This window comes from Nocardioides dilutus (assembly GCF_054779555.1).
In genome coordinates this window covers 1,516,549-1,529,393 of record NZ_BAAGYA010000001.1, presented here as the reverse complement: position 1 = coordinate 1,529,393, position 12,845 = coordinate 1,516,549, and the positions used below count along the sequence as shown (strand labels likewise).

Sequence of the window (12,845 nt, the reverse complement as noted above, 5' to 3'; positions counted from 1 at the left end):
GGGTTTTCTTGATGTCGAGATACCTTCCGCAGCGGGTCGTCCGGCTGGCGGGGCCCACCCCCCTGGTCCGGCGCCTCTCCAGCCAGTCGGTGCTGTCGGCGTTCGGCGACGGCGTCTTCCTCACCGGCAGTGCGGTCTTCTTCACCCAGATCGTGGGCCTGTCGGCGGCGCAGGTGGGGCTCGGTCTGACGATCGCGGGGGTCGTCACGTTCGGACTCGCCGTCCCGCTCGGCAAGCTGAGCGACCGCTTCGGCGCCAAGCGGGTCTGGGCGGCCGCCTCCGCGCTCGAGGCCGCGCTCTACCTGGTCTGGCTGGCCGTCGGCGGGATGGCCACGTTCGTCGCGATGATGATCGCCCTCGAGCTGGTGAGCACGACCAGCCGGTCGGCGCGCAACGCCTACCGCTTCGACATCTTCCCGCGCGAGGAGCGGGTCTCGTCCAACGCCTACTTCCGGGCCGCCCGCAACGTCGGCTACACGCTTGGCGCGCTGCTCGCGGGCGTCGCCCTGGCGACGAACGACGACGGCGTGATCCGGCTGGTGCCGGTCATCACGGCCGGGCTCCTGCTGCTCAACGCCGTGCTGGTCTCGCGACTGCCGCGCACGACCGTGCACGCGGAGCACGAGACGGCCCTCGAGGCGCTCGTCGACCACGAGGGCCGCGAGAGCGCGCTCAAGAACCGCGGCTACCTGCTGATGTCCGTCTGCGGCGGCGTGCTCGCCACCCACCAGGTGCTGCTCAACGTCGTCATCCCGCTGTGGCTGGTCGAGGAGACCGACGCCCCGCGGGTGCTGCTGGCCTGGCTCTTCGGCACCAACACCGTGATGGCGGTCGCCCTCCAGGTCGCCGCGGCCCGCGGCGTGGTCAGCGTTGCCGACTCGCTGCGCGCCCAGCGCCGCGGCGCCTTCTTCTTCGTGCTCTCCTGCGGCATCGTGCTGGTCACCCACGACACCGTCGGCTGGGTCACCATCGCCCTGGTCTGGCTCGGTCACGTCACCGTGACCGGCGCCGAGCTGTTCTCCTCCGCCGGCGAGTGGGGTCTCCAGGCCGAGCTCTCCGACCCGGCGCGGCGCGGTGAGTACCAGGGCGTGTCCCAGCTCGGCTTCACCCTGGGCTCGGTGTGGGCGCCCGCGGCGTACACGTTCCTGGCGATGGAGTGGGGCGCCCAGGGCTGGCTGGTCATCGCGGCGATCGTGGTGCTCGCCGCGATCGGGATCCACCCGTCCTCCCGGGGGGCCGAGCGCTACCTCGCCCGGACCACGGTGCCGGCGGGGCAGCCGGTTTGATCTGTGGCCACCCGGCTACCGAACAGGCATGCCAGCCAAGAAGACACCCGGACCCAGCGTCAAGGACCCGGATCTCTACGAGGAGCTCCGCGACCAGGGCAACAGCAAGGAGAAGTCTGCGCGGATCGCCAACGCGGCCGCCAACACGTCCCGCTCCAAGGTCGGCAAGAAGGGCGGCGAGTCCGGCTCCTACGACGACTGGACGGTCGACGAGCTCCGCAAGCGCGCCGGCGAGCTCGACATCGAGGGCCGGTCGAGCATGAGCAAGAAGCAGCTGATCAGCGCGCTGCGCAACCACTGACGTCCCGCTGACGCCCATCTAGGGTCGAGTCATGACCCTCGACCCGTCCCGCCTGGGCGCCGACGACCCCGGGCCCTTCTTCCACGGCACCAAGGCCGACCTCTCGGTCGGCGACCTGATCGAGGCCGGCCGCGACTCCAACTTCGGCACGCAGCAGACGGCGAACTTCGTCTACCTCACCGGCACGCTGGACGCCGCCGTGTGGGGCGCCGAGCTGGCGCTGGGTGACGCGCCCGGACGGATCTTCCTGGTCCAGCCGACCGGCGCTTTCGAGGACGACCCCAACCTCACCGACCAGAAGTTCCCCGGCAACATCACCCGCTCCTACCGCACGCGTGACCCGCTGCGCGTCGTCGCCGAGGTCGTGCACTGGGAAGGGCACCCTCCGGAGGTCCTCCAGCACATGCGCGACCGTCTCGCCGAGCTCGACCGGCAGGGCGTCGAGGCGATCAACGACTGACCGGACCGGTCACCGGGCCCGCCGCGTCTCCAGCACCCGGAAGCCCTTCGCACTGGCCAGCCGCTCGGTAGGCCAGCCCTGATCCCCGAGCCAGCGCTGGAGCGAGTCCGCGCCGAGGTTCTTGCCGACGACCATGACCGCCCGGCCGCCCGGGGCCAGGCGCGGCAGCCAGGTGAGCAGCAGGTCGTGGAGGGCCGCCTTGCCGACCCGGATCGGCGGGTTCGACCAGATCTCGTCGTACGTCGCGGCGGGGTCGACCGCCTCGGGCGTGGAGGCCGTGAACCGGCCGGCCAGGCCCAGCGCCGCGGCGTTCTCGTTGGCGAGGAGCACCGCCCGCTCGTTGACGTCCACGGCAGTCACCACCGCGGAGGGGACGGCGGCCGCCATGGCGAGCCCGATCACCCCGTAGCCGCACCCGAGGTCCAGGATCCGCCCACCCGCAGGCGGTGAGGTCTCCCGGAACAGGACCGCCGTGCCGGGGTCGAGCCGCCCTCGCGAGAACACGCCCGACCCGCTGACGAGCGCGAGGTCGTGACCCCACACCGAGACCTCGAAAGGCTCACGCTCGAAGGGCACCGACGGATCCGCGGTGAAGTAGTGATCTGGCACTGGGTCAGTCACGACGGGCCCTCGTCACCTCGGCGCGCGCGGCGAGCTCGGCGTCCGGCGGATAGCCGACCTCCTCGAGGGTCAGCCCGTGCGGCGGCGCCACGGTCACCGCGGAGTCCCGCCGCCCCGCCGCCAGGACCTCGGCCGGCCAGCCGACGGGGCGTCGCCCCTCGCCGACGGCGAGCAGACAGCCCACCAGCGCGCGCACCATGCTGTGGCAGAACGCGTCGGCCCGCACCCCGGCCTCGACCACCCCGTCGGGGTCCCGGGTCCACGCCAGGTCCAGCAACGTCCGGGTCGTCGTGGCTCCCTCGCGCTGCTTGCAGAACGCCGCGAAGTCATGGAGACCGACGAGCGCGCTCGAGGCGGCCCCCATCGCGTCGACGTCCAGCGGTCGCGGCCAGGACAGCACGTGCCCACGCGTGAGCGGGTCGACCGCGGCCGCGTCGTCAGCCACCCGGTAGGCGTAGCGCCGCCAGACCGCGGAGAACCGGGCGTCGAACCCGGGTGGCGCCTCGGCCGCGCGGCGCACCCGCAGGTCCCCGGCCAGGACGCCGTTGAGCCGGCGTACGAGCGCGGCGGCGCCCTCGGGCAGCCCGTCGAGGTCGACGTGCACCACCTGACCGCGCGCATGGACGCCGGCATCGGTGCGGCCGGCGCAGACCAGCGCGACCGCTGGCACCCGCAGCACCGTCGTGAGCGCCACGGACAGCTCGCCCTCGACCGTTCGTAGCCCCGGCTGCGCCGCCCACCCGCGGAACTCCGCACCGTCGTAGGCGACATCCAGGCGTAACCGCACGGACGAAGGGTATTCGGGGTGTGTCGGTGCCCGACGGGTGCCGGTGTCAGGCGCCTTGGACCAGCTCGTGCTTCCAGGGCGGGTCGGCCCCCGGGCGCGAGACCGTGACCGCGGCGGCGCGGGCAGCGTGCTCGAGCACCTCGACGACCTCCGCACGGTCGAGGGACCGCAGCTCCTCGCGATGCTCCGCGCCGAGCCGGCCGCGCTCCCACAGGGCGTCGACCAGCCCCGCGCCGAAGGTGTCACCGGCCCCGATGGTGTCCGCCACCGTCACCCGGCGGGACGCGACCTCCACGGGGCCCTCGCGGTCGAGCCACAGGGCACCGTCGGCCCCGCGGGTCACGACGACCACCGCCGGTCCGCGCGCCAGCAGCGCGGCCGCGGCGTCGGTCGTGGAGAGCTCCGGATAGAGCGCCTCGAGGTCCTCGTCGCTGGCCTTGACCAGGTCGGCCACGTCGACCATCCGCTCGACGCGGGCCACGACGTCCGGGCCCGTGCCGGTCACCGCCGGACGGGCGTTGACGTCGTAGGTGACGGTGGCTCGGTCCCTGAGCCTGCCCAGCAGGGCGACGACGTCCTCCGCGCCGGGAGACAGCACGGCGCCGAGGGAGCAGGTGTGGGCGACGAGCGGCGCGGGGTCCTCGGGGACGGGGTTGATGCGCCAGTCGATGTCGAAGGTGTAGCGCGCGGCGCCCGCGGTGCCGATGGTCGCCATCGCGGTCGAGGTCCGCTCGACCGCGCCCGGGTCGCAGGCGAGCTCCACGCCCGCCGCCGCGAGGTGGTCGGCGACCATCCGGCCGTGCTCGTCGGCCGCGAAGCTGGTCGCCAGCCGCACCGGCCGTCCCAGGCGGGACAGGGCCACCGCCACGTTGGCGGCGCTGCCGCCGGCGTACTCGTGCGGGGCACCGCTCAACGTCGCCACGATGTCGACGAGGGACTCCCCCACCACCAGAACGTCGCGATCCATGACGGCAGTCTGGCAGGAGTCAGTGACATGATCGGAGCATGTCCGATCCGGCCATGCCGCCTCCCTCCCCCTCGAGCTCGATGAGCCCCCAGCAGCTCACCACGCTGTTCAAGTGGATGGCGGCCGGTGACTTCGTCGCCGGTGCCGCCCTCGTCGCCATCGGCCTCTACTTCGAGGAGACGGTGGTCAGCGCGATCGGTCTCGTGCTGCTGCTGTCGGGCACCGCCGTGATGGCCTGGATGATCGTCCGGGCTAACCGACCCACCCGGATGTAGCGACTGGTGCGCTACGTCGTCTATGGCGTCGGCGCGGTCGGCGGGGTCATCGCAGGTCATCTGCACCGCACCGGCCACGACGTCACCCTCCTGGCGCGCGGGGACCACCTCGCCGCGATCCAGGCGCGCGGCCTCACCCTCGACACCTATGCGGCGACGTACGTCGTGGACGCACCGGCCACGGACACTGCCGCCGACGTCGCATGGACCGATGACACCGTGGTCGTGGTGGCCGTGAAGTCGCAGCACACACCCGTCGTCCTCGCCGACCTGGTCCGCCACGCCCCGCCGGACACGCCCGTGCTCACCGCCCAGAACGGCGTGGCCAACGAGGCCGAGGCATTGCGGCGCTTCGCCAGGACCTACGGCGTGCTGGTGATGCTGCCGTCGACCCACCTCGAACCGGGGGTCGTCGTCCAGAAGTGCCACCCGGTGCCGGGGATGCTGGACCTCGGCCGGGTCCCGGGAGGCACGGACGACCTCTGTGCGGCGGTGGCCGCCGACCTGGGGACGGCGGGGTTCGGCTCCGAGGTGCGGCCCGACATCATGGCGTGGAAGCACCGCAAGCTGCTGATGAACCTGGGCAACGCGGTCGACGCGTCCTGTGCGCCCGGGACTGCCGCCGACGAGCTCGCGGAGCGGGCCCAGGCAGAGGGCGAGGAGACCCTGCGCACCGCCGGCATCCCGGTGGTCAGCGCCGAGGTCGACGAGCAACGCCGCGGTGACGCGCTCCAACCGCGGCCGAGCGGCCAGCCGCCCCGGGGCGGCTCGACCTGGCAGAGCCTGGCCCGCGGCGCCGACGGCTCCGAGGTCGACTACCTCACCGGCGAGATCGTCCTGCAGGGCCGGCTGCACGGGATCCCGACGCCGGTCAACGCGCTGCTGCTCGAGACGGTCCACGACCTGGCCCGACGCGGCGCCGAGCCGCGCAGCGTGGACGCCGCCGAGCTGCTCGCCCACCTCAAGTAGCCACCTCAAATAGCCACTGACCCGCCCGATGAGCTCGGGGCGGGTCCAGTGGGGTGCTGCTTGGTCAGGCCTTGTCGGCGTCCTCGTCGGACTCCTCGGCAGCGTCCTCAGCGGGCGCCTCGTCCTCGACCGGCTGCTCCTCGGCGACGACGCTCTCCTCGGGCGACGCCTCCTCGGTGAGCTCGGTCGGGCCGTCCACCTCAGCCTCGGCTCCCTCGTCGACGACCTCGGCCTCCTCGACCGGAGCAGCCTGCTTGGGCTCCTCGGTCTTCTTGGCCTTGGTGCGCGCGGGCTTGGGGTCGTACTTCTCGGTCACCAGCTCGATGACCGCCATCGGGGCGTTGTCGCCCTTGCGCGGACCGATCTTGGTGATCCGGGTGTAGCCACCCGGGCGGTCGGCGAAGCTCGGGCCGATCTCGGTGAAGAGGGTGTGCACGACCGACTTGTCGCGGATGGTCTTCAGGACCTCGCGCCGGTGGTGCAGGCTCTCGACAGTGCCGAGCTCGGCCTTCTTGGCCTTGGTGATCAGCTTCTCCGCCACCGGGCGCAGCGTGCGGGCCCGGGTCTCGGTGGTGGTGATCCGGCCGTGCTCGAACAGCGCCGTGGCGAGGTTGGACAGGATCAGCCGCTGGTGGGACGGGCTGCCGCCGAGGCGGGCACCCTTCTTGGGAGTGGGCATTGCTTCTCTCGTTTCTCCCCGGCCGTGTCAGGTACCGGGGTAGATGCTGCTGTTACGGGAAACCCGGATCAGTACTGCTCGTCCTCCACGAAGGCGTCGTCATCGTCATCGCCGTACGCCGCCAGGGCCGCGTGCGGGTCGAAGCCGGGCGCGCTGTCCTTGAGGGACAGGCCCATCTCGACCAGCTTGGCCTTGACCTCGTCGATCGACTTCGCACCGAAGTTGCGGATGTCGAGCAGGTCCTGCTCCGAGCGGCTGATGAGCTCACCCACAGTGTGGATGCCCTCGCGCTTGAGGCAGTTGTAGGAGCGGACGGTGAGCTGCAGGTCCTCGACCGGCAGCGCCAGGTCGGCGGCCAGCTGCTCGTCGACCGGCGACGGGCCGATGTCGATGCCCTCGGCCTCGACGTTGAGCTCACGCGCCAGGCCGAAGAGCTCGACGAGCGTCTTGCCGGCCGAGGCGATCGCGTCGCGGGGACGGATCGACGGCTTGGTCTCGACGTCGATGACGAGCTTGTCGAAGTCGGTCCGCTGCTCCACACGAGTGGCCTCGACCTTGTAGGTCACCTTGAGGACCGGGCTGTAGATCGAGTCGACCGGCATCCGGCCGATCTCGTTGTCCATGCCCTTGTTCTGCACCGCCGAGACGTAGCCGCGGCCACGCTCGACGACGAGCTCCATGTCGAGGGAGCCCTTGTCGGACAGGGTCGCGATCTTGAGGTCGGGGTTGTGCACCTCGACTCCGGCCGGCGGCTGGATGTCGCTGGCGGTGACCTCACCGGCGCCGGACTTGCGCAGGTACATGGTCACCGGCTCGTCGTGCTCGGAGGAGACGACGAGGCCCTTGAGGTTGAGGATCACCTCGGTGACGTCCTCCTTGACGCCCTCGATGGTCGAGAACTCGTGGAGGACGCTGTCGATCCGGATGCTCGTGACCGAGGCACCGGGGATCGACGAGAGGAGGGTACGGCGCAGCGAGTTGCCGAGCGTGTAGCCGAAGCCGGGCTCCAGCGGCTCGATGACGAACCGCGAACGGAACTCGTCGACGGACTCCTCCGACAGGGTGGGGCGCTGTGCGATGAGCACTGGTTTTCCTTCCCGGACCTACCCGATATATGACAGGCCCAGATGTTGCGGTGGCGGCGAACGGAAGACGTGCGGTGACTACTTCTTCGAGTAGAACTCGACGATGAGCTGCTCCTGGACCGGAAGGTCGATCTGCGCGCGCACCGGGAGCTGGTGGATGAGGATGCGCATCCGGTTGGGGAGCGCCTCCATCCACGCCGGCACGTGCCGCTCGCCGTGGGTCTCGCGCGCCACGATGAACGGGGTCATCTCCAGCGACTTCTCCCGAACGTCGATCACGTCGTGGGCGGTCACCTGGTAGGACGGGATGTTGACCTTCTTGCCGTTGACCAGGAAGTGACCGTGGGTCACCAGCTGGCGGGCATGGCGGCGGGTCCGGGCGAAGCCGGCGCGGTAGACCACGTTGTCGAGACGGCACTCCAGCAGCTGGAGCAGGTTGTCGCCGGTCTTGCCCTGGCGACGCGACGCCTCCACGTAGTAGTTGTGGAACTGGCGCTCGAGGATGCCGTAGGTGTAGCGGGCCTTCTGCTTCTCCTGGAGCTGCGAGCGGTACTCGCTCTCCTTGATCCGCGCGCGGCCGTGCTGGCCGGGCGGGTAGGGACGCTTCTCGTACGCAGCGTCGCCACCGACGAGGTCGACACCGAGACGGCGCGACTTCTTGGTCATGGGTCCGGTGTAACGGGCCATGTCAGTCTCTCCTTTGTCTCGAGGTCAGACGCGCCGGCGCTTGGGCGGGCGGCAGCCGTTGTGGGGGGTGGGGGTGACGTCCTGGATGGTGCCGACCTCGAGGCCGATCGCACCCAGGGACCGGATCGCGGTCTCGCGGCCCGAACCCGGGCCCTTGACGAAGACGTCGATCTTCTTCATGCCGTGGTCCATGGCCCGGCGACCGGCTGCCTCGGCGGCCATCTGCGCGGCGAACGGGGTGGACTTGCGGGAGCCCTTGAAGCCGACGGTGCCGGCCGACGCCCAGGCGATGACCGCACCCGTGGGGTCGGTGATCGTCACGATCGTGTTGTTGAACGTGCTCTTGATGTGGGCCTCGCCCTGAGCGATGTTCTTCTTCTCCTTGCGACGCACCTTCTTGGCGGTCGCGCGTGTCTTGGGAGGCATCTTCTAGATCACTTCGCCTTCTTCTTGCCGGCAACGGTGCGCTTCGGGCCCTTGCGGGTGCGAGCGTTGGTCTTGGTGCGCTGACCGCGGACCGGCAGGCCCTGGCGGTGACGGCGGCCCTGGTAGGAGCCGATCTCGATCTTGCGACGGATGTCGGCCTGGACCTCTCGACGGAGGTCACCCTCGATCTTGAAGTTGGACTCGATCTCGTCGCGGAGCTTGACCAGCTCGGCGTCGCCCAGCTCGTGGACGCGGGCGTTCGGGTCGACCCCGGTCGCGGCGAGCACTTGCTGGGCGCGGGTACGGCCGATGCCGTAGATGTAGGTGAGTGCGATCTCGATGCGCTTGTCGCGCGGGAGATCCACACCAACGAGGCGTGCCATGTGGCGGGTTTCCTTACGTGGTTCGCAGCGGTGTCGGTCGTGACGCGTCCCGTGCCTGCCTCGGTCGGGCTCCGGCCGTCTGCTCCGGAGGTGGCTTCACCAGGGACTCCCCTGGCTAGCGATCACGATGTGGGTTGTTCAGTTGTGGTGGTGCTGCAGCGCTGTGCTGTTCAGCCTTGGCGCTGCTTGTGACGCGGGTTCTCGCAGATCACCATGACGCGGCCGTGGCGACGGATCACCTTGCACTTGTCACAGATGGGCTTGACGCTCGGGTTGACCTTCATGTCGAAGGACTCGCTTTCGGCTGGCAGGTGCGCTTACTTGTACCGGTAGACGATGCGACCCCGGGTGAGGTCGTACGGCGAGAGCTCCACCACCACGCGGTCCTCGGGGAGGATCCGGATGTAGTGCTGGCGCATCTTGCCGCTGATGTGGGCGAGAACCTTGTGCCCGTTGCTCAGCTCCACGCGGAACATTGCGTTGGGGAGGGCCTCCACGACGGTGCCCTCGATCTCGATCACGCCTTCTTTCTTCGGCATGTCCTCCACAATCCGTTGCGTTGCCTGGTTGTCTACCGTTTGGCCCGGGAACCGCCGCCCTCTGCTCCGAGGAGCGCGGGGCGTGGACCTCACGGAGCCCGCTCGCGCACCTCGCCGGGCGCTCGCGTCAAGACCCTGGAGAAGTCGAGACGTCCGCGTCCGGGCAGCCGTGAGGCAGCGCTAGACAGACCCATGTTGGGCCGACGGACCAGTCTAGTCAGTCCCGGCCGGAATCCCCAATTCGACCGACGGTCACGACGCCAGGAGCGTCAGCGTCTCCTCGCGAGCCGGACCCCGGTCCGGTTCGGTGCCGACATGGGCCCCGGCGACCGGGTGCACCATCACCTCGTCGACGCCGTACGCCGCCGCCAGGTCGGCCACCTGGGCGCGCGCCACCTCCGGCGACCCGATGACCCAGCGCTCCCGCATCCGCGCGACCAGGGCGCGGTGCGGCTCGGGCAGGTCGACCTGCACCTCCTTCTGGGCCTCCTCGACCAGCAGCTGCGGTCCGAGCGGCTGGCCGGTCCGCAGGGCCACCATCATCAGCAGGTTGGGCAGCGCCCGGCGCTCCGCCTCCTCCGCGCTCTCGGCCACGACGGCGTTGACCGTCAGGAACGTGCGCGGCTCGGCCAGGACATCGGAGGGCCGGAAGGTCGAGCGATAGAGCTCCAGCGCCTCCGCGGTGCCGCTGCCGGAGAAGTGGTGGGCGAAGACGTAGGGCAGGCCCTTCTCCGCCGCCACCCGTGCCGAGTAGTCCGAGGAACCAAGGAGCCAGATGCTCGGCACCGACGTCGCGACCGGCGTGGCGCGGAGGGTGTGCCGGCGCCCGGCCACGCTGAGCACTGCACCGGCCGGCTCCATCATCGTCAGGATGTTGTCGACGTACTCCGGGAACCGACTGACCGCCTCGTCGGTGACCCCACCCGCGCCGTGCCTCAGTGCGTACGACGTGACCGGGTCCGTGCCTGGCGCCCGGCCGAGGCCGAGGTCGATCCGGCCCGGGTAGGCCGCCTCGAGCAGCGCGAACTGCTCCGCCACGACCAACGGTGCGTGGTTGGGCAGCATCACCCCGCCCGACCCGACCCGCATCCGCGAGGTCGCACCCGCGACCAGCCCGATGAGGACGGGCGGGTTGGTCGCCGCCACGGCCGGCATGTTGTGGTGCTCGGCCAGCCAGTAGCGCCGGTAGCCGAGCCCGTCGGCCACCCGGGCCAGCGACAGGGTCGCGGCCACGGCGTCCGCGCTCGTCTGGTCGGTGCGCACGGGCACCAGGTCGAGGACGGACAGCGCGGGCATCGAGGTCACCCGGTCACAACCACTCGCAACGGACAGGCATTCCTCGCGCCTGGACGTGAGAACGGCTCACCCAGCTCCCGACGGCCAGGCGTACGTCGTTTGCGACCACGACGGACCGGTGCGGAAGTACCACGTGCCGGTCGAGACCCGGCGCAATCCGATATCGGCCTTCCTGTCCCCATTCCAGTCACCGGTCACCGGCTGCAGCCCAGTCCCCTTTCCAGACCCCCAGGCGACGGTTGACTGCGACCACGTGGGGCCAGTCCTGAGATACCACATCCCCGACGACACCCGACGCAGACCGATGTCAGTCTTCCCGTCTCCGTCCCAGTCACCCGTCACCGGCTGAAGATCAGTCCCTCCGGCCCACGGATACGTCGACTGCGTCCACGACGAGCCCGTACGGAAGTACCAGGTGCCAGTCGACACCCGCCGCAATCCGATATCGGTCCTCCCGTCCCCGTCCCAGTCACCCGTCACCGGCTCCAGGCCCGAACCAGCGCCTGATGGCCACTCCACGACCGACTGCGACCACGTCGGCCCCGTTCTCAGATACCACATCCCGGTCGAGACGCGACGTAGCCCGATGTCGGTCTTCCCATCGCCGTTCCAGTCACCGGTCACCGGCTGTAGATCTGATCCCGCCCCTGACGACCACGGGTAGGTCGTCTGGGACCACGAGGGACCCGTCTTGAAGTACCACATCCCCGTCGACACCCGACGCAGACCGATATCCGATGTGAGGTGCTTGTCCCATGGCGTTGCCGTCTGAGACCACGACGGACCCGTCTTGAAGTACCACATCCCCGTCGACACCCGACGCAGACCGATATCAGTCTTTCCGTCACCATCCCAATCACCCGTCACCGGCTGCAGATCCGCCCCCGGACCTGAGTCCCAGGCATACACCGTCTGAGCCCACGACGGACCCGTCTTGAAGTACCACATCCCCGTCGACACCCGACGCAGACCGATATCAGTCTTTCCGTCACCATCCCAATCACCCGTCACCGGCTGCAGATCCGCCCCCGGACCTGAGTCCCAGGCATACACCGTCTGAGCCCACGACGGACCGGTCTTGAAGTACCACATCCCCGTCGACACCCGACGCAGACCGATATCGGTCTTTCCGTCACCATCCCAATCACCCGTCACCGGTTCCAGATCAGTGCCCGACCCCGATGGCCAGGCCACCGTTGACTGGCTCCAGTCAGGACCGGCCCTCAGGTACCACGTCCCGGTCGAGACCCGACGCAGCCCGATGTCCGTCTTTCCATCGCCATCCCAATCACCGGTCACCGGCTGCAGATCCGTCCCCGCACCCGACGACCAGGCCACCGTCGACTCCGACCACGACGGGCCGGTCTTCAGATACCACATTCCGGTTGAGACCCGGCGAAGACCGATATCGGACTTCCCATCCCCATCCCAGTCACCCGTCACTGGCTGCAGGTCCGACCCCTCACCGGAGGGTGCATACCCGTCCCAATTACCGGTGATCGGCGCAAGGACTGACGCCGTCGCCGCAGGCCCAACATCCTTGAAGTGGATGAAGTGGTTCGGCCAAGCAGTCGATCCCCTTGGGATGCGCCAACGACGGGTCCGCAGCCCGTACTGTTTTCCCCCAACGAACACGGAGCAGTTGTCTTCAGTCACTTCGATGTAGTCGGCGGTCACCACCTCCACGTAAGCAACGTGTTGGGAGTTCCACTGGGCCACCGAGCCCACAGCTGGCGTCTTGTCAACGGTGAAACCGTCGGCCTTGGCGTTAACTGCCCATTGGTTCGCGTTTCCCAAAGCACTCGAAGGTTTGCGCGACCCGTTCTTATGGACCTTGAAGTATGCGTAGGTTGTGCAGTTGTGGTTGCGACTCTTGGAGTCGTAGCAGGTGCCGGCATATCCCCACGGCTCGGATCCCGCGTATCCTCCGGTCGTACATGCGTAGCCCGTCGACTCGCAGAGGAGTACCTTTCCTGCCGCCCGCGCAGTTGCTTCTGTCGCCGGGTGAGTATCGGGCGGCCGATAGCCCTCGGAGGCATAGGCGACTTCCGCGCCCGGGAGCATGACCAGTCCGACAGCCAAGG

The 12,845-nt window shown here is 69.6% G+C and carries 17 protein-coding genes; 5 read left to right on the top strand and 12 right to left on the bottom strand.

Features of this window, described 5'->3' with window-relative positions:
* The first annotated feature begins 11 nt into the window (after positions 1–11).
* The 3 genes from ACYVC6_RS07470 to arr are packed head-to-tail and all read left to right on the top strand — an operon-like array spanning position 12 to position 2,047.
* On the top strand, positions 12–1,286 hold the full coding sequence (locus ACYVC6_RS07470; RefSeq protein WP_460712516.1) for an MFS transporter: 1,275 nt from the start codon (positions 12–14) through the stop codon (positions 1,284–1,286).
* Positions 1,287–1,314: 28 nt separating this feature from the next.
* Entirely contained in the window at positions 1,315–1,587 is a 273-nt protein-coding gene (locus ACYVC6_RS07465) for a DUF7218 family protein (protein WP_460712514.1), read from the top strand.
* A 31-nt stretch (positions 1,588–1,618) separates the two neighbouring features.
* Positions 1,619–2,047, top strand: a complete 429-nt coding sequence (gene arr, locus ACYVC6_RS07460) for an NAD(+)--rifampin ADP-ribosyltransferase (protein ID WP_460712512.1) — start codon at positions 1,619–1,621, stop codon at positions 2,045–2,047.
* A 9-nt stretch (positions 2,048–2,056) separates the two neighbouring features.
* Here the strand turns inward: arr and ACYVC6_RS07455 are convergent, their stop codons facing one another.
* The 3 genes from ACYVC6_RS07455 to ACYVC6_RS07445 are packed head-to-tail and all read right to left on the bottom strand — an operon-like array spanning position 2,057 to position 4,422.
* Positions 2,057–2,668 carry a class I SAM-dependent methyltransferase gene (locus ACYVC6_RS07455; RefSeq protein ID WP_460712510.1) on the bottom strand — a complete coding sequence of 204 codons (612 nt, stop codon included), beginning with the start codon at positions 2,666–2,668 and terminating at the stop codon, positions 2,057–2,059.
* Entirely contained in the window at positions 2,661–3,455 is a 795-nt protein-coding gene (truA, locus tag ACYVC6_RS07450) for a tRNA pseudouridine(38-40) synthase TruA (protein WP_460712508.1), read from the bottom strand. Before truA ends, ACYVC6_RS07455 begins: the two co-directional genes overlap by 8 nt.
* A 46-nt stretch (positions 3,456–3,501) precedes the next feature.
* Positions 3,502–4,422 carry a carbohydrate kinase family protein gene (locus ACYVC6_RS07445; protein WP_460712506.1) on the bottom strand — a complete coding sequence of 307 codons (921 nt, stop codon included), beginning with the start codon at positions 4,420–4,422 and terminating at the stop codon, positions 3,502–3,504.
* 38 nt (positions 4,423–4,460) lie between these two features.
* Between ACYVC6_RS07445 and ACYVC6_RS07440 the strand changes: the two genes are divergently transcribed.
* Positions 4,461–4,697, top strand: coding sequence for a hypothetical protein (locus ACYVC6_RS07440; RefSeq protein WP_460712504.1), 237 nt, complete (start codon positions 4,461–4,463; stop codon positions 4,695–4,697).
* 6 nt (positions 4,698–4,703) lie between these two features.
* Positions 4,704–5,666 carry a ketopantoate reductase family protein gene (locus ACYVC6_RS07435; protein ID WP_460712502.1) on the top strand — a complete coding sequence of 321 codons (963 nt, stop codon included), beginning with the start codon at positions 4,704–4,706 and terminating at the stop codon, positions 5,664–5,666.
* A gap of 64 nt (positions 5,667–5,730) precedes the next feature.
* On the opposite strand, the gene rplQ is transcribed toward ACYVC6_RS07435, so the two are convergent.
* The 9 genes from rplQ to ACYVC6_RS07390 all read right to left on the bottom strand — a co-directional run bounded on the left by rplQ (position 5,731) and on the right by ACYVC6_RS07390 (position 12,825).
* A complete protein-coding gene (gene rplQ / locus ACYVC6_RS07430; RefSeq protein WP_460712500.1) occupies positions 5,731–6,345 on the bottom strand; it encodes a 50S ribosomal protein L17 in 615 nt (204 codons plus the stop codon).
* A 68-nt stretch (positions 6,346–6,413) separates the two neighbouring features.
* On the bottom strand, positions 6,414–7,430 hold the full coding sequence (locus tag ACYVC6_RS07425; protein ID WP_460712498.1) for a DNA-directed RNA polymerase subunit alpha: 1,017 nt from the start codon (positions 7,428–7,430) through the stop codon (positions 6,414–6,416).
* 78 nt (positions 7,431–7,508) lie between these two features.
* Complete coding sequence (gene rpsD / locus ACYVC6_RS07420; protein WP_460712496.1) at positions 7,509–8,117, bottom strand: 30S ribosomal protein S4; 609 nt, start codon at positions 8,115–8,117, stop codon at positions 7,509–7,511.
* 24 nt (positions 8,118–8,141) lie between these two features.
* Positions 8,142–8,543, bottom strand: a complete 402-nt coding sequence (rpsK, locus tag ACYVC6_RS07415; protein ID WP_460712494.1) for a 30S ribosomal protein S11 — start codon at positions 8,541–8,543, stop codon at positions 8,142–8,144.
* 8 nt (positions 8,544–8,551) lie between these two features.
* Positions 8,552–8,926, bottom strand: coding sequence for a 30S ribosomal protein S13 (rpsM, locus tag ACYVC6_RS07410; RefSeq protein WP_460712492.1), 375 nt, complete (start codon positions 8,924–8,926; stop codon positions 8,552–8,554).
* A 170-nt stretch (positions 8,927–9,096) separates the two neighbouring features.
* Positions 9,097–9,210, bottom strand: coding sequence for a 50S ribosomal protein L36 (rpmJ, locus tag ACYVC6_RS07405; protein ID WP_004008316.1), 114 nt, complete (start codon positions 9,208–9,210; stop codon positions 9,097–9,099).
* A 33-nt stretch (positions 9,211–9,243) separates the two neighbouring features.
* Positions 9,244–9,465, bottom strand: coding sequence for a translation initiation factor IF-1 (gene infA, locus ACYVC6_RS07400; protein ID WP_011757309.1), 222 nt, complete (start codon positions 9,463–9,465; stop codon positions 9,244–9,246).
* Between the two features lie 252 nt (positions 9,466–9,717).
* On the bottom strand, positions 9,718–10,761 hold the full coding sequence (locus tag ACYVC6_RS07395) for an LLM class flavin-dependent oxidoreductase (RefSeq protein ID WP_460713321.1): 1,044 nt from the start codon (positions 10,759–10,761) through the stop codon (positions 9,718–9,720).
* 66 nt (positions 10,762–10,827) lie between these two features.
* A complete protein-coding gene (locus tag ACYVC6_RS07390; RefSeq protein ID WP_460713319.1) occupies positions 10,828–12,825 on the bottom strand; it encodes an FG-GAP-like repeat-containing protein in 1,998 nt (665 codons plus the stop codon).
* Positions 12,826–12,845: the final 20 nt, after the last annotated feature.

Coding starts and splice junctions, on each gene's coding strand:
- ACYVC6_RS07445 (WP_460712506.1), bottom strand. CDS start 4,422: ATGGATCGCGACGTTCTGGTGGTGGGGGAGTCCCTCGTCGACATCGTG.
- ACYVC6_RS07390 (WP_460713319.1), bottom strand. CDS start 12,825: ATGCTCCCGGGCGCGGAAGTCGCCTATGCCTCCGAGGGCTATCGGCCG.
- ACYVC6_RS07395 (WP_460713321.1), bottom strand. CDS start 10,761: ATGCCCGCGCTGTCCGTCCTCGACCTGGTGCCCGTGCGCACCGACCAG.
- rpmJ (WP_004008316.1), bottom strand. CDS start 9,210: ATGAAGGTCAACCCGAGCGTCAAGCCCATCTGTGACAAGTGCAAGGTG.
- infA (WP_011757309.1), bottom strand. CDS start 9,465: ATGCCGAAGAAAGAAGGCGTGATCGAGATCGAGGGCACCGTCGTGGAG.
- arr (WP_460712512.1), top strand. CDS start 1,619: ATGACCCTCGACCCGTCCCGCCTGGGCGCCGACGACCCCGGGCCCTTC.
- ACYVC6_RS07470 (WP_460712516.1), top strand. CDS start 12: ATGTCGAGATACCTTCCGCAGCGGGTCGTCCGGCTGGCGGGGCCCACC.
- ACYVC6_RS07440 (WP_460712504.1), top strand. CDS start 4,461: ATGTCCGATCCGGCCATGCCGCCTCCCTCCCCCTCGAGCTCGATGAGC.
- rpsD (WP_460712496.1), bottom strand. CDS start 8,117: ATGGCCCGTTACACCGGACCCATGACCAAGAAGTCGCGCCGTCTCGGT.
- ACYVC6_RS07465 (WP_460712514.1), top strand. CDS start 1,315: ATGCCAGCCAAGAAGACACCCGGACCCAGCGTCAAGGACCCGGATCTC.
- rpsK (WP_460712494.1), bottom strand. CDS start 8,543: ATGCCTCCCAAGACACGCGCGACCGCCAAGAAGGTGCGTCGCAAGGAG.
- rpsM (WP_460712492.1), bottom strand. CDS start 8,926: ATGGCACGCCTCGTTGGTGTGGATCTCCCGCGCGACAAGCGCATCGAG.
- rplQ (WP_460712500.1), bottom strand. CDS start 6,345: ATGCCCACTCCCAAGAAGGGTGCCCGCCTCGGCGGCAGCCCGTCCCAC.